Source organism: Actinoplanes sp. L3-i22, from assembly GCF_019704555.1.
Classification (GTDB): domain Bacteria; phylum Actinomycetota; class Actinomycetes; order Mycobacteriales; family Micromonosporaceae; genus Actinoplanes.
Genome location: NZ_AP024745.1, coordinates 2,061,650 through 2,083,349, shown reverse-complemented (window position 1 = coordinate 2,083,349; position 21,700 = coordinate 2,061,650). Strand labels below are relative to the sequence as shown.

At 70.6% G+C, this 21,700-nt stretch carries 19 protein-coding genes; 2 read left to right on the top strand and 17 right to left on the bottom strand.

The window, feature by feature from the left end:
- Nucleotides 1–22: 22 nt before the first annotated feature.
- The 9 genes from L3i22_RS09575 to murD all read right to left on the bottom strand — a co-directional run bounded on the left by L3i22_RS09575 (nucleotide 23) and on the right by murD (nucleotide 11,620).
- Complete coding sequence (locus L3i22_RS09575) at nucleotides 23–1,660, bottom strand: bifunctional 3'-5' exonuclease/DNA polymerase (RefSeq protein ID WP_221326607.1); 1,638 nt, start codon at nucleotides 1,658–1,660, stop codon at nucleotides 23–25.
- Nucleotides 1,661–1,699: 39 nt separating this feature from the next.
- Nucleotides 1,700–2,605 (bottom strand): carbohydrate ABC transporter permease, encoded by a 906-nt coding sequence (locus L3i22_RS09570; RefSeq protein ID WP_221326606.1) that lies wholly within the window; start codon nucleotides 2,603–2,605, stop codon nucleotides 1,700–1,702.
- A gap of 15 nt (nucleotides 2,606–2,620) precedes the next feature.
- On the bottom strand, nucleotides 2,621–3,526 hold the full coding sequence (locus L3i22_RS09565) for a carbohydrate ABC transporter permease (RefSeq protein ID WP_221326605.1): 906 nt from the start codon (nucleotides 3,524–3,526) through the stop codon (nucleotides 2,621–2,623).
- A 31-nt stretch (nucleotides 3,527–3,557) separates the two neighbouring features.
- Complete coding sequence (gene ngcE, locus L3i22_RS09560; RefSeq protein ID WP_221326604.1) at nucleotides 3,558–4,994, bottom strand: N-acetylglucosamine/diacetylchitobiose ABC transporter substrate-binding protein; 1,437 nt, start codon at nucleotides 4,992–4,994, stop codon at nucleotides 3,558–3,560.
- Nucleotides 4,995–5,027: 33 nt separating this feature from the next.
- Nucleotides 5,028–5,891 (bottom strand): carbohydrate ABC transporter permease, encoded by an 864-nt coding sequence (locus tag L3i22_RS09555; protein ID WP_221326603.1) that lies wholly within the window; start codon nucleotides 5,889–5,891, stop codon nucleotides 5,028–5,030.
- A complete protein-coding gene (locus tag L3i22_RS09550) occupies nucleotides 5,891–6,877 on the bottom strand; it encodes a carbohydrate ABC transporter permease (protein WP_221326602.1) in 987 nt (328 codons plus the stop codon). The genes L3i22_RS09555 and L3i22_RS09550 overlap by 1 nt, the downstream gene beginning before the upstream one ends.
- Before the next feature lie 64 nt (nucleotides 6,878–6,941).
- The gene (locus L3i22_RS09545) at nucleotides 6,942–8,252 is read right to left on the bottom strand and encodes an extracellular solute-binding protein (RefSeq protein ID WP_221326601.1); all 1,311 of its coding nucleotides are present in this window, start codon (nucleotides 8,250–8,252) and stop codon (nucleotides 6,942–6,944) included.
- A 49-nt stretch (nucleotides 8,253–8,301) separates the two neighbouring features.
- Complete coding sequence (locus tag L3i22_RS09540) at nucleotides 8,302–9,405, bottom strand: MurR/RpiR family transcriptional regulator (RefSeq protein WP_221326600.1); 1,104 nt, start codon at nucleotides 9,403–9,405, stop codon at nucleotides 8,302–8,304.
- 856 nt (nucleotides 9,406–10,261) lie between these two features.
- Nucleotides 10,262–11,620, bottom strand: coding sequence for a UDP-N-acetylmuramoyl-L-alanine--D-glutamate ligase (murD, locus tag L3i22_RS09535; RefSeq protein WP_221326599.1), 1,359 nt, complete (start codon nucleotides 11,618–11,620; stop codon nucleotides 10,262–10,264).
- A gap of 88 nt (nucleotides 11,621–11,708) precedes the next feature.
- Between murD and L3i22_RS09530 the strand changes: the two genes are divergently transcribed.
- A complete protein-coding gene (locus L3i22_RS09530) occupies nucleotides 11,709–12,992 on the top strand; it encodes a hypothetical protein (protein ID WP_221329880.1) in 1,284 nt (427 codons plus the stop codon).
- Nucleotides 12,993–13,039: 47 nt separating this feature from the next.
- Here L3i22_RS09530 and L3i22_RS09525 read toward each other — a convergent pair whose 3' ends face one another.
- Together L3i22_RS09525 and L3i22_RS09520 are read right to left on the bottom strand one after the other, a co-directional pair.
- Nucleotides 13,040–13,879, bottom strand: coding sequence for a YwqG family protein (locus tag L3i22_RS09525; protein WP_221326598.1), 840 nt, complete (start codon nucleotides 13,877–13,879; stop codon nucleotides 13,040–13,042).
- A 286-nt stretch (nucleotides 13,880–14,165) separates the two neighbouring features.
- Nucleotides 14,166–15,974, bottom strand: coding sequence for an FAD-binding oxidoreductase (locus L3i22_RS09520; RefSeq protein WP_255658073.1), 1,809 nt, complete (start codon nucleotides 15,972–15,974; stop codon nucleotides 14,166–14,168).
- Between the two features lie 203 nt (nucleotides 15,975–16,177).
- On the opposite strand from L3i22_RS09520, the gene L3i22_RS09515 reads away from it, so the two are divergent.
- A complete protein-coding gene (locus tag L3i22_RS09515; protein WP_221326596.1) occupies nucleotides 16,178–17,017 on the top strand; it encodes an RNA methyltransferase in 840 nt (279 codons plus the stop codon).
- Here the strand turns inward: L3i22_RS09515 and L3i22_RS09510 are convergent.
- The 6 genes from L3i22_RS09510 to L3i22_RS09485 all read right to left on the bottom strand — a co-directional run bounded on the left by L3i22_RS09510 (nucleotide 16,962) and on the right by L3i22_RS09485 (nucleotide 21,623).
- Nucleotides 16,962–17,591, bottom strand: coding sequence for a hypothetical protein (locus tag L3i22_RS09510; RefSeq protein WP_221326595.1), 630 nt, complete (start codon nucleotides 17,589–17,591; stop codon nucleotides 16,962–16,964). The two genes, L3i22_RS09515 and L3i22_RS09510, sit on opposite strands and share 56 nt — an antisense overlap.
- Nucleotides 17,588–18,454, bottom strand: coding sequence for a hypothetical protein (locus tag L3i22_RS09505; RefSeq protein ID WP_221326594.1), 867 nt, complete (start codon nucleotides 18,452–18,454; stop codon nucleotides 17,588–17,590). The genes L3i22_RS09510 and L3i22_RS09505 overlap by 4 nt, the downstream gene beginning before the upstream one ends.
- Nucleotides 18,455–18,524: 70 nt before the next feature.
- Nucleotides 18,525–19,112 carry a dihydrofolate reductase family protein gene (locus L3i22_RS09500; protein WP_221326593.1) on the bottom strand — a complete coding sequence of 196 codons (588 nt, stop codon included), beginning with the start codon at nucleotides 19,110–19,112 and terminating at the stop codon, nucleotides 18,525–18,527.
- A 36-nt stretch (nucleotides 19,113–19,148) separates the two neighbouring features.
- Nucleotides 19,149–19,820, bottom strand: a complete 672-nt coding sequence (locus L3i22_RS09495; RefSeq protein WP_221326592.1) for a hypothetical protein — start codon at nucleotides 19,818–19,820, stop codon at nucleotides 19,149–19,151.
- A 174-nt stretch (nucleotides 19,821–19,994) separates the two neighbouring features.
- Entirely contained in the window at nucleotides 19,995–21,113 is a 1,119-nt protein-coding gene (locus tag L3i22_RS09490; RefSeq protein WP_221326591.1) for an SPFH domain-containing protein, read from the bottom strand.
- A gap of 33 nt (nucleotides 21,114–21,146) precedes the next feature.
- Nucleotides 21,147–21,623: an NfeD family protein gene (locus tag L3i22_RS09485; protein WP_370644425.1), complete on the bottom strand. Its 477-nt coding sequence runs from the start codon at nucleotides 21,621–21,623 to the stop codon at nucleotides 21,147–21,149.
- Between the last annotated feature and the right edge of the window lie 77 nt (nucleotides 21,624–21,700).

Genomic DNA, 21,700 nt, shown 5'->3' with positions numbered 1-21,700 from the left:
ACCACCAACTTTACCCACTTCCTCATTTCGCGTCGGCGTAGGAACCAACCACTGAGACGTCCAGCGGGAACCTGACCTCGGTGGCGCCGAAAAGCATCCGTCCGGCCGTCGCGGCACACTCCCGGACCGTGTCGGCGACCTGTTCGGCCTGGTCAGCGGGGCAGTGCACGACCACCTCGTCGTGCACGAACAGGACCAGCTCGGCCCGGGTGCCGGCCAGCGCGGTGCGCAGCGTGGCGAGCAGCACGAGCGCCCACTCGGCGGCGGTGGCCTGGATCACGAAGTTCCGGGTGAATCGTCCCCTCGCCCGTCCGGGTGGGGGCACCGCCTCGTCCGGGGGATCCAGGCCGGCGTCGCGGGGCGCCGAGGCCGGCGGGCAGGTGCGGCCCAGCCAGGAGTGGACCAGGCCGCCGTTCTCCCCGACCCGGGCGGCCTGCTCCACGTACTCGAAGGCGGTCGCGTAGCTCCGGCGGAGCACGGCCAGGGCCGGGATCGCGTCGCCGCCGGTCTGCCCGTACATCGCGCCGATCAGGGCGACCTTGGCCTTGGCCCGGTCACCGTCGAACGAGTCCTTCGCCAGCGCGGCGTAGAGGTCGCCCGCGGCGGCAGCCCGGGCCAGCCCGCGGTCGCCGGAGACCGCGGCCAGCACCCGGGGCTCCAGCTGACTCGCGTCGGCGACCACGAACCGCCAGCCGGGATCGGCGATCACCGCGCGGCGGATCACCTTGGGCACCTGCAGGGCGCCGCCGCCGCGGGCGCCCCAGCGGCCGGAGACCACGTTGCCCAGCGTGTATTCCGGGCGGAAGCGGCCGTCGCGGACCCAGGAGTCCAGCCAGGTCCAGCCGTTGGCGGTCCAGAGGCGGTAGAGCTCCTTGAACTCCAGCAGCGGGCGGACCGCCGGGTGGTCGACCTCACGCAGCACCCAGCGGCGGGTGTTCGGGATCTGGATGCCGGCTCGCGCGAACGCGCGGATCACCTCGGCCGGCAGGTCGGGGTGCAGCCCGTGGGTGCCGAACGCCGCGTTGATCTCGGCGGTGAGCTCGGCCAGGCGGCGGGGCGGGCCGACCGGCTGGGGCGGGCCGAGCAGCTCGCGCAGCAGCCGGTCGTGCACGTCGGCGCGCCAGGGCAGGCCGGTGCGGCCCATCTCGGCGGCGATCAGGGCGCCGGCCGACTCGGCGGCGACCAGGGTCCGGAAGCGGCCGGGGTGGTCGGTTCCGGCGAGACGGCGCTGCTGATCGCCGTACAGCGCAATCAGGTCTTCCGCAGTGACCTGGACCGGAGCGGAGATGGCGTCGAACAGCGAACCCTGCGCGAAGCCCGGGGGTTCGGCCTCGGGCCGGATCCGGTCCGGCAGGACCGGGCGGCCGTGCAGCCGGGCCACCGCCGCGGCGAGCCCCCGTGGCTCACCCCAGCGACCGGCCTGCCCCAGCAGCAACGCCTCGGTCAGCTCGAGATCGTGACAGCGCGCGACCCGGACCCCGGCCCGCAGCAGCGCGGGGTAGACGTCGGCGGTGGCCGGCCACACCCAGCGCGGCTGCTCGGCGGCCTCGCGCGCGGCGATGGCCGCCGGCAGGTCGGGCGCCGGGTGGGGCGACCCGACCGGCCGGCCGTCGGCCTGCAGATCCTGCAGCCGACCGTCGGGAAGTACCGCTACGAGCACATGGTCATTCTGCTCGCCGGGTACGACATCCTGGCTCGGCTACTTGACCGCGCCGGCGGTGAGACCCGCCTGGATCTGCCGCTGGAAGATCGCGTAGACGATGATCATCGGGATGATCGAGAGGGTCAGCGCGGCGAACAGCGTCGACCACTCGGCGTGGTAGCCGGCCTGGACGCTGATGTTCGCGATGCCCTGGGTGAGCACCCAGTTCGAGTCGGAGCCGGCGCCCTGCATGATCACGACCGGCAGCAGGTACTGGTTCCACTGACCGACGATGTTGAAGATCGTGATGCTGATCAGGCCGGACTTCGCCATCGGCATCATGATCTGGAAGAACCGCCGCAGGTGACCGGCGCCGTCCACCAGCGCCGCCTCGTCGATCTCCATCGGCAGGGTGCGGAAGAACGCGGTCAGGAAGAAGACCGTGAACGACAGCGAGTACGCGATGTACACCAGGATCAGGCCGGTGAACGTGTTCAGCAGGCCCATGCTCTTCACGATGCCGAAGATCGGGGCGAGCGCCATGAACGTCGGGAACGCCAGGCCGGAGACGAACAGGTAGTAGATCGCCCGGTTGCCCGGGAACTTGTAGCGGGCCAGCACGTACGCGGCCATCGAGCCCAGCAGCATGGTGCCGGCCGTGCTGATCGCGACCACGATGATGCTGTTGATGAAGTACTGCCCGATGTGCGCCTCGGTCCAGGCATCGGTGTACGTCTTGAACGAGAAGTGCTCGGGCAGCGCGAACGGCTTGCCCAGGAAGATCTCGGTGTTGCTCTTGAACGAGGCGAGCAGCACCCAGATCAGCGGGCCGGCGGTGGCCAGCGCCCAGACGAACAGGGCGATGTGCGCGAGGCCGTTGAGCGGGTTGCCCCGCCGCTCCCGGGCGGGTGCCGGGGCGGGCTTGGTGGCGACCGCGGGCGGGTCGGTAACGAGATTCGTCATTGTGATCTCCGCGGCTCAGGCGTTCACGGTGTCGCGACGGGTGACCCGCAGGGTCAGTGCGGCGAACGTCAGGGTCAGGAAGAAGAGCACCACGCCGATCGCGGAGGCGTAACCGGCCTGCGAGTTCTGGAAGGCGTTCAGGTAGATCTGGTAGCTCAGCACCTGGGTCGCGTTGTTCGGCCCGCCCTTGTTCACCGACATGATGTTGACCAGGGCGAACAGGTCGAACGCGGCGATGCCGAGGTAGACCCAGGCGACCTGGAGGGTGTCCCAGAGCAGCGGCAGCGTGATCCGGAAGAACAGCGTGACCTTGGTGGCGCCGTCCAGCGCGGCGGCCTCGTAGATCTCCTGCCCGATCGAGCCCATGCCGGCCGAGAAGAGCACCACGTAGAAGCCGATCTGCTGCCAGATCAGCACCAGCGCGATACAGGCCAGCGCGAACCGCTCGTCGGCCAGGAACAGCCACGGCGACCACGAGCTGGGGAACAGGCCGTTGAGCATGCCGCCCCGGTCCGAGCCGAACACCCGGCCGAAGATCACCGCGACGATGGCCAGCGCCAGCAGCTGCGGGAAGAAGAAGACGATCCGGTAGACCTTGGAGCCCCGGACGCCCTGGGTGGTGCCGCCCTTGCTCTTGCCGCCGACGTTCAGCAGGAACGCGAAGAACAGGGCGATCGCGATGGTGACGATCGGCATCGCGATCAGGATGTAGACGTTGTGCCGCAGCGCGATCCAGAAGACCGGGTCGTCCCACAGCTTCACGAAGTTGTCGAAGCCCACGTACTTGAAGCCGCCGAAGCCCGACCAGTCCGTGAAGGACAGCTGGAACATCTGCAGATAGGCGCCGACCACGAAGACCAAGTAGAGCGCCAGCGGCACGACAAGGAAACCGATGATGAAGGGATACTTGCCGTGCCGCATGGCGCCTACCTAGGGGTGTGAAAAAGACGGATCAGGAACGGGTGAACTTGGTGATCGAAGAGTCCTTCGCGACCGCCTGCGAAGCGGCCTCCATGGTGTCGCAGAACTTCTGCGCGTCGCCGCCCTTGAACATGAGCTGGTTGGCGGCCTCACGGGAGGCGTCGTCCAGCTTCTTGTACCAGGTGTCGAACAGGTAACCCATGAAGACGTCCTTGCCGGCCTTGCTCAGGGCGTCGTTGGCGCTGGTCAGGCCGGGGCTGATGGTGAGGCCGTCGGCCGCTCCGGAAACCACCGTAAGCGACTTGGTGAGCTTCGTGAACTCCAGCGCCGCCGCCTTGGAGAGCATGGTCCGCAGGTATTCCTTGCCACCCTGCGGGTTCTTGCTCTTGGCCGCCGCGAAGTAGATCTCGCCGGCCGCGGCGTTGATCGCGGTCGCCGGGAGCTTGTCCGCCGTGGTGACGCTCGGGAACGCCATCATGGCGTACTCGAAGGTCGCCGGGGTGCTGGCGGCCTGCTCGTTCTCCAGCCACGAACCACACGGGTAGAACGCGACCTTGTCCTGGTCCTGCTGCAGCTGCACCTCGGTGTGCTTGAGGCCCAGGAAGGACTTGTCGATGTACTTGGTGCCGACCTCGCCCCAGGCCTTCGCGGCCTGCAGGATCGCGTCGTTGGTCCACGCGCCCGGCTTGAGGTTGTCGATGTCCTTCAGCACCTGCTCGGTGCCGATCTTCGCGGCGCTGGTCATGATCGCGCGGACCATGTAGTACGACGCGTTGGCGCCCGCGTAGCCGAACGGCGTGATGCCGGCGGCCTTGATCTTGTCGAGCAGCGCGGTGAAATCGGCCCAGGTGGCCGGGACGGTCCAGCTGTTCTTGTCGAACAGCTTCTTGTTGTACCAGAGGCCGAAGACGGTGAAGGAGTAGTTCACCGCGAACGGCTTGCGGCCGCCCTCGACGTCGTAGGTGCCCTGCTCGATGGCGCCCGGCACCAGGGTGTCGGCGACCGTCTTGCCGGTGATGTCGAGCGACGGGGCGGCGAACAGGTCGGTCAGGTCGGCCGCCTGGCCGGCCTTCACGATGGCGCCGAAGTCCATGATGTCGGACCCGGAGTTGTTGATCATGTCGGGCGCCGAGCCGGCGTTCAGCCGCGGCTTGATCGTCGTCGCGACCTGCTGGGTGGCCGAGTACGTGATCTTGGCGTCCGGCCACTTCTTGTTGAAGAGCGGGGTGTCGACGTCGGTCGCGTACTTGGTGCCCAGACCACCGTCGAAGATCACGATCTCGACGCCGGCCTTGGGGTCGATACCCAGCGGGTTGTCCGACGACTTGGCGCCGGTCGCCTGCGGGGTGGTGGGGGTGTCGTCCGAGCCGGCACAAGCGCTCAGGAAGCTCACGCCGGGGGCGGCGACCAGGCCGACCGCGGCGGCACGGCGGAGCAAAGTACGACGGGAAGTCGTCATCTCAGACATCGATGTCCTTTCAAGGTGTAACAGAAAGTTGGTTCAGCCCTTGACTGCGCCGGCGGTCAGCCCGGTGGCGATGTTCCGCTGGATCAACAGGAAGAAGATCACCACAGGCAAGGAGGTGATGATCGCACCGGCCATGAGGGGGCCCCAGGCGGTACCGCGTTCCGTTTGGTTCTGCAACAGCCAGGCCATCAGGTTCTGCTTGCCCGGGCTGTTGAGCGTGTTGATGATGATGAACTCGTTCCAGGCCTGGATGAATCCGTAGACCGCGGTGGCGACCAGGCCGGGGCCGGTGAGCGGCAGGATGATCCGCCAGAACACCTGGGCCCGGGTACAACCGTCGATCATCGCGGCCTCGTCCAGCTCCTTCGGGATGCCGGCGATGAAACCACGCAGGGTCCAGACCGTGTACGGCAGCAGCAGCACCAGGTAGACCAGCGCCACCCCGACCAGACTGTTGGTCAGGTGCCAGCCCTGCAGCATCAGGAAGAGCGGGATGAGCAGGGCGAGCAGGGGAACGAGCTGGACGCACAGGATGATCATGATCATCGCCCGGCGACCGTAGAAGTTGAAACGCGCGATGGCAAGTGCCGCGAGGAAACCGATGATCAGCGCCGCGACCACCGCCATCCCGGTGATGAGCAGACCGTTCAGCAGGCCGGACAGGAAGTTCTCGGCCTTGATCGCGGACCGGAAGTTGTCGAGCGTCGGGTGCGCCGGGAAGAAGAACGGCTGGTAGCTCATCACCTCTTCGCGCGGCTTGAACGCGGTGTTGAGCACCCAGTACACCGGGAAGATCATCACCAGCGCGAACAGCACCCCGCCGGTGTTCGCGAAGACCGTGCCGACCCGGCTGCGGCCGACGGTCACCACACCTTCGTCATGACGTGCGGCAGCCATCAGTCCACCTCCCCGATCTTGAACATCTGACGGATGTAGAACACCATCACGCCGAGCATCAGCAGCACGGTGATCACCGCGATCGCCGACCCGTAGCTGTACCGGGACTGGCCGAACGCCTGGGTGTACGAGAACGTCGCGAGCGTCTGGAAGTACGGCTCCGGATGCCCGGAGCGGAACACCCAGACCTGGGTGAACAGGCCGAAGTTCCAGATCACCGACAGCGTGGTGACGATGGTCAGCAGCGGCTTGAGGATCGGCAGGGTGATGTTGCGCAGCGCCTGCCAGGCCGTCGCCCCGTCGACCGTGGCGGCCTCCAGCAGCTCCTTGGGCACCTGGGTCAGCCCCGCGCTCAGCGAGATCGCCAGGAACGGGATGCCGGCCCAGACCACCAGCACGGTGATCAGCGTCCAGCCCTGCAGGGGACTCACGAACCAGCTGTGGTTCGCGTAGTCGACCCCGGGGATCTTGTCGATCAGGTAGTTCAGCACGCCGAAGTCGGAGTCGGTCAGCCAGACGAAGGCCTGCGCCGCGACCAGCTGCGGCAGCGCCCAGACGAACATCATCGCGATCATCATGGCCAGCCGGACCCGGCGGTGCACGCGGCGCATCAGCAGCGCCACGCCCAGGCCGGCCAGCACCGAGACGGTCACCGAGACCACGGTGAACGCCGCGGTCCGCCCGACGACGCCCCAGAACGTCGAGTCGGTCAGCGCCTTCTGGTACTGCTCGAAGCCGACCCACGACGGCGTGAGGCCGGTCAGCAGCTCCCGCAGCCGCATGTTCTGGAAGGAGAGCACGATCATGCGGTACAGCGGGTAGCCCAGCATCAGCGCCAGCACCAGCAGCGTGGGCGCCACGAGCAGCCAGGGCGTCCGCGCGTCGTGGCGGCGGCGCCGCGTCCGCCGGCGGGTGGCCGGCTTCTGCTCGGTCACCCCGCCGGACGCCACCTGCGGCCGGTTCGTCGGGGAGTCGACGGCGTACATCAGTCAAGTCCTCTTCCGCGATGGGGTGTGCCGCCCACCCGCCGGGGCGGGCGGCACGAGGTCGTCAGGACTCGTTGAGCGTGGCGTTGATCTGGTCGTCGGCCCACTTGGTGGCGTCGGCGACACTCTTCTTGCCGGTCAGGACGTCGGTCAGCATGGTCTGCAGAACGTTGCCCTTCTCCACGTCGGCCCACTTCTCGGCGTTCGGCGGGAACCAGCTCAGCTTCGCGGCGAGCGCGGCCGGGGCGATGGTCGGGTTGTCGGCGGCGGCCTTGTCCATCAGCGAGGTGGCGTTCGGCAGCGCGTTCGCCTTGACCAGGCCGGCCATCGAGGTGCTGTCGGTGAACGCCTTGATCCACTGAGCGGAGAGCTCCTTGTTGGCGCTCTTCTGGGTCACGCCCAGGTTCGAGCCACCGAGGAAGGAGGGGATCTCCGGCATCGGCGCGGCGGCCAGCTTGCCCTTCACCTTGGTCGGGACCAGCGGGGAGGTCGCGTCGTTCGGGTCCTTGTGGACCTCCTCGGCCACGCCCTGCTCCCACGCGTTGCCGTAGAACATGCCCGCCTGGCCCTGCGAGAAGATGCCGGCCTGGTCGTTCTCGTTCTTGGTGACGTCGGCCTTCGAGTACTTCTTGACCATGTCGACCCAGCGCTGCAGGCCCTGCTGCGAGGCCGGCTGGGAGAGCTGGCCGGCCCACTTGTCGCCGTCCTTCTTGGCGATCTCGCCGCCGGTGGACTTGACGAACGACATCGCGGCGTACCAGTACTGGCCCGGCATGTAGACCGCGCCGAACTTGCTGTCCTTGTTGCCCGCCTGCAGCTTGTCGGCGTCGGCGAGGAACTCGTCGTACGTCTTCGGCGCGGCGGCGATCCCGGCGGCCTTGAACAGGTCGGTCCGGTAGATCAGCACCCGGGCGCCGGCGTAGTAGGGCACGCAGTAGTACTTGCCGTCCAGCTCGCACGCGCCGGACAGACCCGACAGCCAGCTGTCGTTGTTCTCGAACTCGGACTTGTTGACCTCGGCGAAGCCGCCGTTGAAGACGTACTTCGAGAACTCGGTGTTGCCGAGCTCGACCACGTCCGGCACGTCCGAGCCGGCCAGCGTCGCGTCCAGCTTGGTGAGGTGGTTGGCCCACTGCTGGTACTCGACGTTCACCTGCGCGCCGGTCGCCGCGGTGAACCGCTTGGTCGCGTCGTCGACCACGTTCTTCCAGGAGGTCTGGGCGTCCACCATCAGCCAGACCTTGATGGTCTTGCCGGTGCCGTCGATCTTGGTGGTGGTCGAGGCGGCGCTGTTGTCGTCGCTCTTGGAACCACACGCGGCGGTGCCGAGCAGCGTCGCAGCGAGCGCCGCGGCGACCGCGATCTTGCGCTTCACTTTTCCTCCCGAAGGAAAATCATTCATAAAGGGGTGGGTGTGGTGCATTTCAGGCGTCCTTCGCCGCTTTGTGCCCGTGAACCGCCTGAGCGGTCCGCTGGAAAGCGGCGTGCGAGCGTTCGTGGGTTCGCTGCGCGACGGCTACGTACAGAAGATCGAGGACCACCAGCTGCGGATGCCGCGCCGACAGGGCATCCGGCCGGAAGGTGGTCGCCTGGGTGGCGGTGAGCAGGACGATGTCCGCGAGCTCGGCCAGCGGGGAACGGGGGAAGCTGGTCAGCGCGATGGTGGTGGCGCCCCGGCTGCTCGCCTCGGCGAGCAGCTCGATCGTCTCGCCGGTCTCGCCACTGTGCGAGATCCCGAGCGCGACGTCGCCGGGCCGGGACAGCGCGGCGCTGGCCAGACCGTTGTGCACGTCGGTCCAGGCCCACACCGGGATGCCGATGCGGTGCAAACTGAACTGCATCTCCTCGCCGACCAGCGCGCTTCCGCTGGCCCCGAAGATGTTCACCCGCGCCGCGCCGGCGATCGCCACCGCGGCCCGCGCCACCTCCGCCAGATCGAGTAGCGAGGCGGTGTCATGCATGGCCCTGGTGTCGGCGGCCATGATCTGGCCGAGCACGCGCTCCAGGGGGTCGTTGGGCTGGATCTCCCGGCCGATGTCGACCGTCCAGCCGGCCGACCGGGCGCGCCCGGTCTCGGCGGCGATGCCCAGTCGCAGATCCGCGTAGCCGTCGAAGCCGAGCGCCCGGCAGAACCGGGTCACGGTCGCCGGCGACGTGCCGGACCGCTCGGCGAGCTCGACGATGGTGGCCCGGGAGGCGCCCGCGGGGTCGGTCAGCACCTGCTCGGCGACGCGCTGCAGGGCTCCGGTGAACTCCGGCAGCTGCGTGCGAACCCGGACAAGAACCCCTTGGTCGCTATTTTCATTCGCCGAACGGGTGTGGTCCGGCAGGTCGGTGCGCTCCGCGTCCCGCTCAACCCGCTCGGCGCGGCCGTTCTCGGCCCGGTTGCGGGACTCACCGCGGACCCATAGGCCCTGCTCAAGCCGGTCCCGCATCGTCTGGTCGCTCCCTGTGGGCGCAGCCTGGTCGCGGGCCGGCGAGTCAGCGACCGCGGTCGACGCGGTGCCGTCCATCTCCGGCTCAGCCATCGGACACCCTTTCAGGAAGGACTGTTTACTGTCGCGGTAAAAGTTCTTACTAACCGCCCCCCTGTGTCAAGACTGTGGGCGAAGTTTTCAAACCGTTACCTGACCTGGGGCGATGAACGCGTGTTTCGGAGGCACCGGATGACAGTCATCGATCCGGAAATAACCCTTACGACGTGGCCGCCATCACATGTCCAGCTTGCGCCCGTTTTGTCCTCGCCGGTTCGGCGGGCTCGGCTGGGCTGATCGGCTATCCGCCGGTGGACCGATCGGTTGGTTCCGGTGACTCCACGAAACCTCGCCGTTACTCCAGAAACAAGATCAAAATTATTTCCGGTACGGCGTGAGCCGACCGGCCCGCCGTTCACCTTCCGTCCATCTGGACGCCGTCGCCGCTGCTCACCGACCCGCGCCGCCGGCCGTCACCCGCTCGCCCAGCCCCGGCCCACCGCCGCCGGCAGGCCGGTCGGCTCCCAGAAACCGCCGCCACGCCCGCGAAAAAGGTTTCCGAGAGATCTCTCGCCGCAGGCCCGACATCCCGCCCAGCCCCGACTCCCGACCGCCGGAGACGTCACGGAGGAGCCGCGGAACGCCGGAGGAGCCCGGACGGCCGGCCGGCCACTGCGAGCCGAGGTTGAGCCGGCGCGGGATGCGGCTGGGGCGGCCCGTGGCGGTGGCCGGCGGGGTGGGGCTACTCGCGGTGGGGCGGCCGACCGCGAGCCGGTCTGCGGCGGACTCAGGGGCCGCGTGCCACTCCGCGGGCAAGGGCGGCCGGGCTCAGTGCCCGCGGGCTACTCCGCGAGCAGAGCGGCCGGGCTCAGGGGCCGCGGGCAGGGCGGCCGGGCTCAGGGGCCGCGGGTTACTCCGCGGCGGCCTCGGGGGCGGTCGCCGCGATGGCGGCCAGGAAGGCCTCGGAGCGGTGCTCGAAGTTGCGGAAGCGGCCGTAGCTCGGCGCGGCCGGCGAGAGCAGGACCACCCCGCCGGGCGGGGTCACCTCGCGGGCGATCCGGACAGCGTCGGCCAGGTCCGCGGAGTGATGCGTGGTGATCTTGGGAAGGCCGGACAACTCGGCCAGGATCCGGGGCCCGCTGTCCGGCATGCCGATCACGGTGAGTTCGCGAGAGGCGAGGAATCCTCGCAACGGAGCGTAGTCGAGGCCGCGGTCGGTGCCGCCGACCAACACGGTGAGTGGGCGGTCCTCGAAGGCCTCGACGGCGTGCATCGTGGCGTACGGCGCGGTGGACAGGGTGTCGTCGACGAACGTGACGCCGGACGGGTCCTCGATCTCGGTCAGGCGGTGCGGCAGGCCCTGGAACGCGCGGACCGCGGCCTCGAGCTCGGTGCGCGAGCCGACCACGTCGATGCCCATGCCGTCCAGCACGGCCAGCGCCACGCACAGGTTGCGCTCGTTGTGCCGGCCCCGGAGCCGCAGCGCGGCCCGGTCGAAGAGGGCGTCGTCGCTGCAGAAGACGGTGCCGTCCTCGACCCGGAAGCGGGAGTCCTCGGCGGCGGCCGGAACGGGCGGGAAGTGGTTGCGGTCGAGCACGCCGCGGATCTCGTCGCGCAGCCGCTCGTCGGCGCCGTTGACCACGATCAGATCCGGACCGTGGGCGAGGATGTTCAGCTTGTCGCGGTAGTACTCCCGCTCGCCGCCGTGCGCGTCCAGGTGCTCCGGGAACAGGGACGTGACGACGGCCACCCGGGGCGAGTCGGTCAGGTCCGCGCACTGGTAGCTGGAGAGCTCCAGCACGTACAGCTCGGCGGGCGGGAGGTCGAGCAGCGGGACGCCGATGTTCCCGCCGTACGCGTTGGGCCGGCCGACCGCCGCCAGCAGGTGGCTGAGCAGGCTGGACGTGGTGCTCTTGCCCTTGCTGCCGGTGACCCCGACGGTCTGCGCGGCGTGGTCGGCCATCCAGAGCGCGCTGCCGCCGGTGACCGGGATGCCCCGGCCGCGCAGGTCCGCCATGAACGGGTGGGTGGACGGCACGCCGGGCGAGCGTACGATGACATCGGCGCTGGCCAGGGCCGCGAAGGCGTGCTCGCCGCCGGCCAGCGGGGCGCGCGGGTCGTCCCACGGGTCGTCGAGATAGCCGGCGCCGTCGTTCACCACGAGCAGGCGGGACGGCTCGTGCGGCGCGATCGCGTGCACCGCGGCCCGGCCCTCCCGGCCGGTACCCCAGACCGCCACCGATCGGCCGCGCAGGTCTGCCAGGCGCACGTCGTCTCCCCAAGTCGTTTTTTCGCGGGACCGCACTAATATTGCCGGTCGGCCCTCAGACAGGAGTTCCCGGGTGCAGTTCGACGTCATGCGCTTCCCCTCGTACGCGTTCGACCCGTCGACCGGGGTCGCCACGTTCGACTACGTGCTCGACGGGCCGGAGCCGCTGCGTTTCACCGAGACGATCACGTTTCCGGTGCCGGCGGCGCCCGCCGTCCCGGCGGCCTTCCACCGGGTGCTGGAGCTGCTGCACGTGGTCGCCGGGGTGAGCTACTACAAGGTCGGCGCGCCGCCGCGGGTGCTCGCGCCGCGACCGTTCGCGCCCGAGGTGACCGCCTGGTTCACCCGGGTCTACACCGACGGCCTGGCCGAGTACGCGTACCGCAACCAGCTTCCGCACGTGCTCGAGCTGACCGTGGAGACGCCGGGCACGCTGCCCGCGGCGACCCCGGTCGAGGTGACCGGGCGGCCGCTGTCCGCGGTCGGCGGCGGCAAGGACTCGATCGTCACGCTGGAGATCCTGCGGGCCGCCGGGCTCGACCCGGTGCCGTTCTCGGTCAACCCGAACCCGGTGATCGAGAACGTGAACGCCGCGTCCGGGCTCGCCGCGCTGGCCGCCCGCCGCAAGCTCGACCCGCGCCTGTTCGAGCTGAACAAGGCCGGCGCGCTGAACGGGCACATCCCGGTCACCGCGATCAACTCGCTGATCGCGATCGCCACCGCGATCTGGCACGGGCTCGGCCCGGTGGTGATGTCGAACGAGCGCTCCGCCTCCGACCCGAACCTGATCTGGAACGGTCACGAGGTCAACCACCAGTGGTCCAAGGGCGTGCTCGCCGAGGGGCTGCTGCGGGACGCGGTGCGGGCGCACACCGGGCTCGTCGACCCGTACTTCTCGCTGCTGCGGACGCTCTCCGAGCTGCACATCGCGCAGCTGTTCGCCGGTTACACAGCGTACGATGATGTTGTTACAAGCTGTAACAAGGCTTTCAAGCTGCACGACCCGACCGCGCGGTGGTGCGGCGACTGCCCGAAGTGCCGGTTCGTGTTCCTGGCGATGGCGCCGCACATGTCGCGGGAGCGGCTCGCGCACATCTTCGGGCGCGACCTGTTCGCCGACGTGGCGCAGGCGCCCGGTTTCCTGGAGCTGCTCGGGGTGGACGCGCACAAGCCGTTCGAGTGCGTCGGCGAGGCCGAGGAGTGCCTGGTGGCGCTCTCCCTGCTGACCGACGACGCGCCGGTGCTGGTGGCGCTGCGGGCCGCGGTGCCGGCCTCGGCGTGGGACGACGCGTCGCACAGCAACGTGTTCACCCCCGGCGGCGAGCACCACATCCCGCCGGCCTACCTGAAAATTCTGACCGAAGCCCTTTAACAGCAAAAACCCGATTCGGTACGACGGCAGCCCGCCGGCCCGGGTCACTACGCGCACTGCAGCACGAGCCAGACCTGGTCGAACCGTCGTGCGGCCAGGTCCTGGCGGCGGATCCAGTAGTACAACCGGCCGGAGTCGCCCCAGATCCAGTCCATCGTGTCGTCGGTGTCGATCTGCCACAGCAGCAGCCAGTCGCCGGCGCCCGGGGTCAGCTCCTCGACCCGGGCCCCCTCCACCCCGGCCGGGTTGCCGTGGTGGATGCCGTTCGCGGCGAGCTGGCACTCCAGCTGCATCGGACCCTGGACCAGGTCGGGCCAGCCGAAGACCCGGTGCACCGGGATCTCCTCGTCGTTCTCCAGCGCGTCGTAGAAGTCCTCGACCGGGTCGCGGCGCCGCCACCAGTGCCGGTCCGTGCGGACGGCGCCGACCGGCGGCTCGTCGAGCCCGGGGACGGTGCACACCAGCGCGCTGGTGACGGCGCGCGCGGTGAACGACTCCTCGGCCTGGCCGGCGACCGGGGCGGCCGCCGCCAGCGGGGTGGCCGTCACGTGCCAGTAGCCGGCGTCGGCGGGGTCGAAGCCCCAGCGCTGCTCGATCCAGTCGTAGAAGAACCCGAGGACGGTCCCCGGCGGGAGGATCGCGGCGCCGAGCCCGGCGTTGACGTCGTCGCAGTTCAGCTGGCCCAGGAAGGACTGGGCGTCGCCCGAGGGCGATCGCGGCCAGTCCGCGTCCGGCGCGAGCAGCGGCACGCCGCCGAGCCGGGTGGCCGGGGTGTCCGGGGCGCAGGCGCCGCCGACGGTCAGCCGCAGCGAGGGCAGGGCGGTGTCGGCGAGCACGGTGCGCAGTCCGGGGGCGGCCGCCCCGAGGAGGTGGTCGTCGATCTCCATCCAGGCCCCCGAAGCCGATCGGGCCGCCGAGCCGGGCACGACGGCAGGGCGGGACGGGCTGCCGCGCGGCGGACACCGCCGGTTGCGTCAGGTCCTGGGCAACCTCGCCCGCGAACCGAGTCTGCCCTGCCCGAGGTGCACAAGTGGGCAAAACGCCCGGACCACGCCGGCCGGGGCAAACGGCCGGGCCGCGCCGGCTGGGTGAACGAGCGGGGCGGGCTTCACGCCGTACGGCGAAAGCAGTTGCCTGAAGCTTGCGCCGAAGGGACCGGAAGGCGCCGGCAGATCACTCCGGGGCGTCGTGGTGGATGCGGCGCGGGTCGACACCCAACTGCCGCAGCGCGATCGCCGTGGCCGCCAGCATGAGCGGCGGACCGGCCAGGTAGACCTCGTGCCGGGACCACTCCCCGTAGGCTGCCACCGCGTCCGTGACCAGCCCGAACGGGTACGGCCCGGGGTCGCCCTCGGAGATCACCGGCACCACGGTCGCCCGCGGCGCCCGGCGGGCCAGCTCGGTCAGCTCCTCGATGTCGTAGAGCTCGGCGGCGTTCCGCACGCCCCAGAACAGCACCGCCGGCCGCGGATCGCGCACCACGGCCAGGTGGGCGAGCATCGACTTCATCGGCGCGACCCCGGTGTCCCCGGCGATCATCAGCACGCCGCGACCCGGCTCGGCCGGCAGGCCCATCTCGCCCTCGGCGCGGCTGATCCGGACCCGGTCGCCGACCCGGGTGTCGTGCACCAGCGTGCCGCTGACCCCGGTCTCGGTCTTGGCCCGGATGTGCAGCTCGGCCACGCCGTCCAGGTGCGGGGCGCCGGCCAGCGAGTACGGCCGCCAGATGCCGGGGACGGCGTCGACCTCGACCCGGGCGAACTGCCCGGGCCGCCACGGCAGCGGCAGGAACGGCCGCAGCCGCACCACCGCCAGGTCGGGGCGGCGCAGCTCGTGGCTGATCACCTCGGCGTCCCAGACGGTCGGCTGGTAGGCGATCAGCGTGCCGCCGTGCACCAGCCACTCGTGGACGTGCTGCCACGTCCAGCGCCAGGCCTGGTCGAAGTCCTGCCGCCAGACGCCCGGCGCCATCCCGGCCCGCATCGCCTCGGCGAGGGCCGCGCCGACCATCTGCAACTGGTTCCACTGCAGGCCGCACTCGGCCAGCGCGGCGCCGAGCTGCCCGCAGCCGGCGACCACGGCCGGCGGGTCGTCGAGCCGGTGCACCAGCCAGGTGAGCCCGCGCGCGAGCTGCGCCCGCTGGGAGGCCGGGGTGCCGGGCAGCAGGGTCAGCAGGTCCGGCTGGGCCTGCAGCAGCGCGTGCCAGAGCCGGCCGGCCACCTCGTCGACGCCGCCGGCGAAGGTCAGACTCGTGCTGAGCAGGCGCTGGGTGTCGCGCAGCGCCATGGTGTCGCCCGGGTCCATGCCGTCGGCGGGCAGGTCGCGCCGGGTGGTCTTCTGGGCGAAGTGCGCGGCGTACTCCGCCGGGGTGACCGAGGGGAACTCGGTCCCGGTAGGGCCGATCGGACGGGCCGGGGCCACGCCCGGGACGGCCGGCACCGGAGTCACCGGGCCGGACGGGTTGATCCCGGTGATCGGATTGACCCGATTGAGGGGTACGCCGTAGGCCGCGTTCGCCCCGGCCCGGTCCGGTTGCCCGGGGGCGCCGGGACGACGCCCGCCCAGCCCGGAACGGCCCAGCGCGGCGCCCTGGCCACCGCGCCAGAGCAGCTCGGAGCCGGCTCCCCGAGGCGGCTGCGGGCCATCGCCGGCCGGGTTTCGCGGAGGCCCGTCAGCCGAGTTCTGTGGACCGGGGGCGCTGCGGCCGGACGCGCCGACGCCGCCGACCCGGCCCGGTGGGACATCCTCCGTCTCCACCGGTGCCTCGCCGGCCACCACGGGGACGCTGACGATCGCGGGGTTGCTGATGATCGCGGGCTTGCTGGGCGGCCGGCTCTCGTCCCGCCGCGTCGCGGCGATCTCGGACAGCGCGGCGGCCGTGTCCGCGGCGCCGGCCTCGGCCGCGTCGGGGGCGCTCTTGCGCAGCCGGATGGCCCGCAGCAGGGCGAGCAGATGAGGGTCTGATCCCGGAGCAGACGACAACTGACACCCCCCGAGACGCGGAACGACCGAACAGTACAACCGTACTGCCGCATGTGGCGGAGCACCTGCGCCCATCTTCCCGCACGTCCCGCCCGCCGACACCCCGACGGCGACCATCGGTACGGCCCGTCGCCGGTTCCGCCCGTTCAGACCTCCCGAGGCACCGGACGGCCCGCCGGACCCGGGTCGGCAGAATGCTCGGTGTGCCAGCCATCGCCATCACCAGCCCGGACGACCCCCGCATCGGTGACTACCGCGCCCTGACCGACCTCGAACTGCGGACCCGCTGGGAGCCGCCCAACGGGCTGTTCATCGCCGAGGGCGAGCTGGTCATCGAGCGGGCGCTGCGCGCCGGGTACCGGATGCGCTCGGCGCTCGTCGACGAGAAGCGCGCCGATCAGCTCACCGGCCTGCCCGGGGACGCGCCGCTGTACACCGCCGCCCCACCGGTCCTGGAGTCGATCACCGGCTTCCACGTGCACCGGGGCATCCTCGCCTCGTTCCACCGCCGGCCGCTGCCGGCCCTCGGCGACCTGCTCGCCACCGCGCGGAACCTGGCCGTCCTGGAGGGCCTGAACACGCACACCAACCTGGGGGCGCTGTTCCGCAGCGCGGCCGCCCTCGGCATCGACGCGATCGTGCTCTCGCCGAACTGCGCGGACCCGCTCTACCGCCGGGCGGTGCGGGTCAGCATGGGTGAGGTGTTCGCGATCCCGTACACGAAGACGGACACCTGGCCGGACCCGCTCGCCACGATCCGCGCGGCCGGATTCACCCTGCTGGCGATGACGCCGGCGCCCGACGCGGTGGCCCTCAAAGACCTGACCCCAGATCAGCGGGTACGGCCGGCGCTCCTCCTCGGCGCCGAAGGCCCCGGCCTCACCGCCGAGGCGATGAAGGCCAGCGACGTCCGGGTAGCCATCCCGATGCACAACGGCGTGGACTCGCTGAACGTCGCCACGGCCGCCGCCATCACGTTCTACGAACTCACCCGCGGCGCGACCACACCGGAGCGCACGGCACCTCATACCCGCGCTCTCTGACCAGCTCCGCGGTGGGCTCCTCACGGTGCGCCGTCACGATCTCGCTGAGCAGCTGGAACACCACGCTGTCCGGGCAGTCCAGGCCGCTCTCCTGGGCCTGATCGAGCCGGCGGCCGGCGAGTGGCCACAGGTCCGGGCGCCCGTCGAAGGCGGCCAGGCAGGCGGCCGCCGTACCTTCGTACAGCCCCCGCTGCGCCTCGGGCAGCGCCGCCCCGTCCGCCGCCCGGGTCTGCCGCAGCGCCTGGCCGCAGTCCCGGAACAGGAGGGATCCGAAGATCCGGTCCCGCGGCGAGCCGACCCCGGGCGTCCAGCCCGCGGTCGGCGTCCTGGCGCTGTCCGGAGTGGGGGTCGCCATGATCGCCGGACTGGTGTCGCCAGGGCTCGGCGTCGTCGACGGGGGGACGGTCGGCATGCCCCCGGGGGTGTTCTCCTTGAACCATCCGATCACCCTCGACTTGAACGACGTAGGCCTGGCCGTCGTCGCGCCGGCCGCCGACGCGTGGTCCCCGCCGGGACGGGCAACGGTCAGCGCCGTCGCCAGCGACAGCGTGAGAGCAAGTGCAAGCTTGATCAAGGCGTCACATCCGATCGGCGGGGCGCGACGAACTCCATGCGTACGTCGGCGGTTCCGTTGAGGATTATGACCCGACTCGGTCGATCCGATAGTAAAAAGTACCAATTGTCGGACCGCTCCAACAGGAACAGTCCGGCGTAGCGGTACCGGTACTCGGCCCGAGGCCCCCGCAGCTGGGTGACCACCACCCCGGGCGCGTCGAGCGACAGATCCTTGTCGCTGTACAGCACGATGGCCGGAAGCTGCGCCGGACGCTCGGCCAGATCCTCGCCGAACATCCGCCCGGCGCCGCGGGACAGCCGGTCGGCCGACCAGAACACCGCGATCGCCAGCAACGCCCCGACCAGGATCCGGGTGCCGCGCGTCCACGGATCCTCGCCGGTCCGGGACCGCACCATCCAGCGGCCGTACTCCGCCAGCAGGATCGCCGCGGTGAGGCCGGCCGGCAGCGGGTAGCTCCACGACCGGACCGACGACAGGTAGACCGCCGGCACCGCCAGGGGCAGCCATGACCAGGAGAGCAGCCGCGCGATCCGCAGGACGACCGGCGGCCGGCGCCGGGCCAGGAACGGCGCCAGGATCCGCCGGTGCACCTGCCGCACCAGCAGCACCGCGAGGAGCAGCACCATCGCCGGCACGAAGAAGAAGCTGACACTCCGCATCAGGTAGTCAGCCGTTTCCAGGCGCAGCGCCGAGACGTCGAAACCCAGCGCCCGGGCCATCGAGCGGGTCATCACCCAGCCGAAGTAGTACATGAGCGCGGTCACGGCGCCGAGCCCGACGCTGAGGTCGGCGAGCACCTTCGTGAACGGCGGATCGGGCGGGCGGGGCGGCCGGCGTGGGACCGGCCCGCGGGAGCGCATGGGCCCGATGCTCCCGGAAGCCGCCGCCCCCACCACGGCGGCGACCAGGGCGTTCACCCGGTCGGGCGGGTCAATCCACGAGGTAGGTCAGGTGGGTGGCCTGGCCGGACGGGCGGGCGTGGACCTGGCGCAACTGCCGGAGCTTGCCGCCGGTGAAGAGTGGGGTGCCCGCGCCCAGCAGCACCGGCGACAGGTGGATCCGCAGCTCGTGGACCAGACCGGTGGCCAGCGCCCCGCGGATCACCTCGGCGCCGCCCATGATCACCACGTCGTGGTCGCCGGCGATCGAGACGCCCTGGGCGATCGCGCTCGCCACGCCGTCGACCACGAACGTCATCCGGTCGGCGAGGCGCACCTGCTCGGGCGGGTTGCGGGTGACCACGAGCACGGGTGGCTCGGCGGCGCGGTCCGCCCCGTACCCCATCTCGTCGTTCCATCCGCCCGGGCCGTCGATGATGTCGAACAACCGGCGGCCCATGATCACCGCGCCGGTGGCGGCGACCGTCGAGTCCAGCACGTCGGCGTCGACCGGGTCGGGGTGCAGCGCCCAGGTGTGCAGCGCCTCGCCGCCGTCACCGAGTCCGTTGTCCGGGCCCGGGTTCGGCCCGGTGACGAAGCCGTCCAGGGAGATCGAGATGTCCGCGATCACTCGTGCCATGGCTGTCCCCTTCCAAGAAAGCAGATGGGGACATCTTCAGGTACGCGGCACCAACCGGCCACCCGTCCAGGCGAGCCCCATCCCGGCGGCGAGCAGCAGAAGCGCGCCCACGGTCGGCAGCGGCTTGGGCGCGTAGGAGCCGGCGCCCAGCGCCACCGCGGCGAGCATCAGCAGCACCCCGTCGGCCGGGTTGACCAGCTTGGAGCGGAACACCGCCCAGCCGAGCAGCAGTACGCCGCCGCCGGCGATCGCGCAGGCCATCTCGATCAGCATGGGCACCTGGGCCGGGGTGAGCGCGACCGCGTCGGCGGCGGTCGCCGCGGGCAGCGCGGCGAGCGGCAGCAGCAGGGTGGCGCCGGCCAGGGCGATCAGCAGGCCGGTCATCGCGATCCGCCGGGTCCGCGATCCGGCGAGCAGCCCGGCCAGGGCGATCAGCGAGATGGTGGCCAGCCAGCCGGCCAGCAGGCCGACCGGGAGCGGGCCGGGCGGGACGGTCACGCCCAGGGTGAACCAGCCGTAGAGGACCGCGGCGGCCGGGAGCGCCCACAGGGCCAGCCGGGCGAACCGCCGGACCGACCAGATCCAGACGGCGTCCCGCACCGGCAGCAGGTAGTGGTCCGCGGAGGACCCGGCCGGCGCGGCGCCGACCCAGGCCGGGGCGACCCGCAAGGGCCGGCCGCTCGCGGTCTGACGATGGCTGATGCTCATGGCTCCGCCTCGCTCGCAGGGTCAACACGCCGAGCGGCCGGGGGAAACCAGTCGGAAATCCGAGTCGAAGCATGCCAAATTCGCAGGAAGCTGTGAGCCGCATCTCAGGAAATATCTAGAAATGCCGGACGGCCTGTCCCGAATCGGGCAGGCCGTCCGTTAAAAGTCGGGCCGTCAGGCCCGCTCGGGCTGGTTCGCCCCGTTGTAGTCCGCCCCGCCGATCGCCGACGCCGGCGGCACCGGCGGCGCGACCGGCAGCGCCGCGGTCTTGTCCGGGTCGCCGGAGACCTGCGCCTCGGCCGCCCGCACCTCGGCGTTCACCCGCTCCGCCTCGGCCGTCGCGGCCGCCGCGGCGGCGACCGCCTCGCGCTCGGCCTCCTGCGGGTCGACCTTCGCCAGCGGCACGTCGCCGACCATGTTGGCCAGGCCGCCGAGCGCGCCACCCAGGCCCTCCAGGGCCTTGGTCAGCTCGGTCGGGACGATCCACACCTTGTTCGCGGTGCCGTTCGCGATCTGCGGCAGGGCCTGCAGGTACTGGTAGGCCAGCACCTTCTGGGACGGGTTCGCCGTGTGGATCGCGTCGAACACCGTACGGATCGCCTTGGCCTGACCCTCGGCCTGCAGGATCCGGGACTGCCGGTCACCGTCGGCGCGCAGCACCGCGGCCTGCTTCTCACCCTCGGCGGTGAGGATCTGGGCGGCCTTGTGACCCTCGGCGTTGAGGATCGTGGCGCGGCGCTCCCGCTCGGCGCGCATCTGCTTCTCCATCGAGTCGCGGATGCTCGGCGGCGGCTCGATCGCCTTGATCTCCACCCGGGTGACCTTGATGCCCCAGCGGCCGGTGGTCTCGTCGAGCACGCTGGACAGGTGCTTGTTGATCTGGTCACGGCTGGTCAGCGCGCGCTCCAGGTCCAGCGAGCCGATGACGTTCCGCAGCGTGGTGACGGTGAGCTGCTCGATCGCCTGCAGGAAGTTGGAGATCTCGTAGGTGGCCCGCACCGGGTCGACGACCTTGAAGTACAGCACGGTGTCGATCGAGACGACCAGGTTGTCGGAGGTGATCACGGGCTGCGGCGGGAAGGAGACCACCTGCTCGCGCATGTCGACCTTGCTGCGTACCGCGTCGACGAACGGGACCAGCAGGTTCAGGCCCGGGCTCAGGGTCCGCTTGTACTTACCGAGCCGTTCGACGACGTCCATCCGCTGCTGGGGGACGATCCGGATGGACCGGACAACGGTGATCACCGCGAACAGCACGATGACTATGACGAGGACTGCGACGACTGCTCCCATGGCGCGCCTCTCTTTTATGTGATTGGTGGATCTTCAGTGATCGGGCAGGTCATCGTGCCAGACGAGGGCGGTGGCGCCACGAACCTTGACCACCCGGACCCGCTGACCGGCCGGGAACGACTCCCGCCCGTCGAACGAGCGGGCCTGCCAGATCTCCCCGTCGATCTTGATCTGGCCGTGGTCGGCGTCGACATCCTCCAGCACGGTGCCGTGCTGGCCCTCCATCGCCTCGATGCCGAACGGGGTGTCCCCGCTCTCCAGCGCGGACCGGGCGTGCCGCATCACCACCGGCCGGATCGCGGCCACCGACAGCCCGGAGACCAGGGCGAACACGATCACCTGCACAAGAAGGTTCGCCCCGAGGGCGGCGGCCAGCGCCGCCGCGCCCGCTCCCGCGGCGAAGAAGATGATCAGTATGGTCGCGGTGAACGCCTCGCCGATCACCAGGGCGATAGCGAGAACGATCCAGAGTACGGCTTCCACATCTTCGATCGTGTCACGTCCACGCATCCCCGGCGATGTCGAGATTCGCGTAGCCGAATGCCGCTCGGACAGTTAGACCCATCAGTCGCACACCAGGAGGGCCC

Coding starts and splice junctions, on each gene's coding strand:
- L3i22_RS09490 (WP_221326591.1), bottom strand. CDS start 21,113: ATGGGAGCAGTCGTCGCAGTCCTCGTCATAGTCATCGTGCTGTTCGCG.
- L3i22_RS09540 (WP_221326600.1), bottom strand. CDS start 9,405: ATGGCTGAGCCGGAGATGGACGGCACCGCGTCGACCGCGGTCGCTGAC.
- L3i22_RS09500 (WP_221326593.1), bottom strand. CDS start 19,112: ATGGCACGAGTGATCGCGGACATCTCGATCTCCCTGGACGGCTTCGTC.
- L3i22_RS09525 (WP_221326598.1), bottom strand. CDS start 13,879: ATGGAGATCGACGACCACCTCCTCGGGGCGGCCGCCCCCGGACTGCGC.
- L3i22_RS09570 (WP_221326606.1), bottom strand. CDS start 2,605: ATGACGAATCTCGTTACCGACCCGCCCGCGGTCGCCACCAAGCCCGCC.
- L3i22_RS09555 (WP_221326603.1), bottom strand. CDS start 5,891: ATGGCTGCCGCACGTCATGACGAAGGTGTGGTGACCGTCGGCCGCAGC.
- L3i22_RS09550 (WP_221326602.1), bottom strand. CDS start 6,877: ATGTACGCCGTCGACTCCCCGACGAACCGGCCGCAGGTGGCGTCCGGC.
- L3i22_RS09495 (WP_221326592.1), bottom strand. CDS start 19,820: ATGAGCATCAGCCATCGTCAGACCGCGAGCGGCCGGCCCTTGCGGGTC.
- ngcE (WP_221326604.1), bottom strand. CDS start 4,994: ATGTCTGAGATGACGACTTCCCGTCGTACTTTGCTCCGCCGTGCCGCC.
- L3i22_RS09565 (WP_221326605.1), bottom strand. CDS start 3,526: ATGCGGCACGGCAAGTATCCCTTCATCATCGGTTTCCTTGTCGTGCCG.
- L3i22_RS09485 (WP_370644425.1), bottom strand. CDS start 21,623: ATGCGTGGACGTGACACGATCGAAGATGTGGAAGCCGTACTCTGGATC.
- L3i22_RS09505 (WP_221326594.1), bottom strand. CDS start 18,454: ATGCGCTCCCGCGGGCCGGTCCCACGCCGGCCGCCCCGCCCGCCCGAT.
- L3i22_RS09530 (WP_221329880.1), top strand. CDS start 11,709: ATGCGCTTCCCCTCGTACGCGTTCGACCCGTCGACCGGGGTCGCCACG.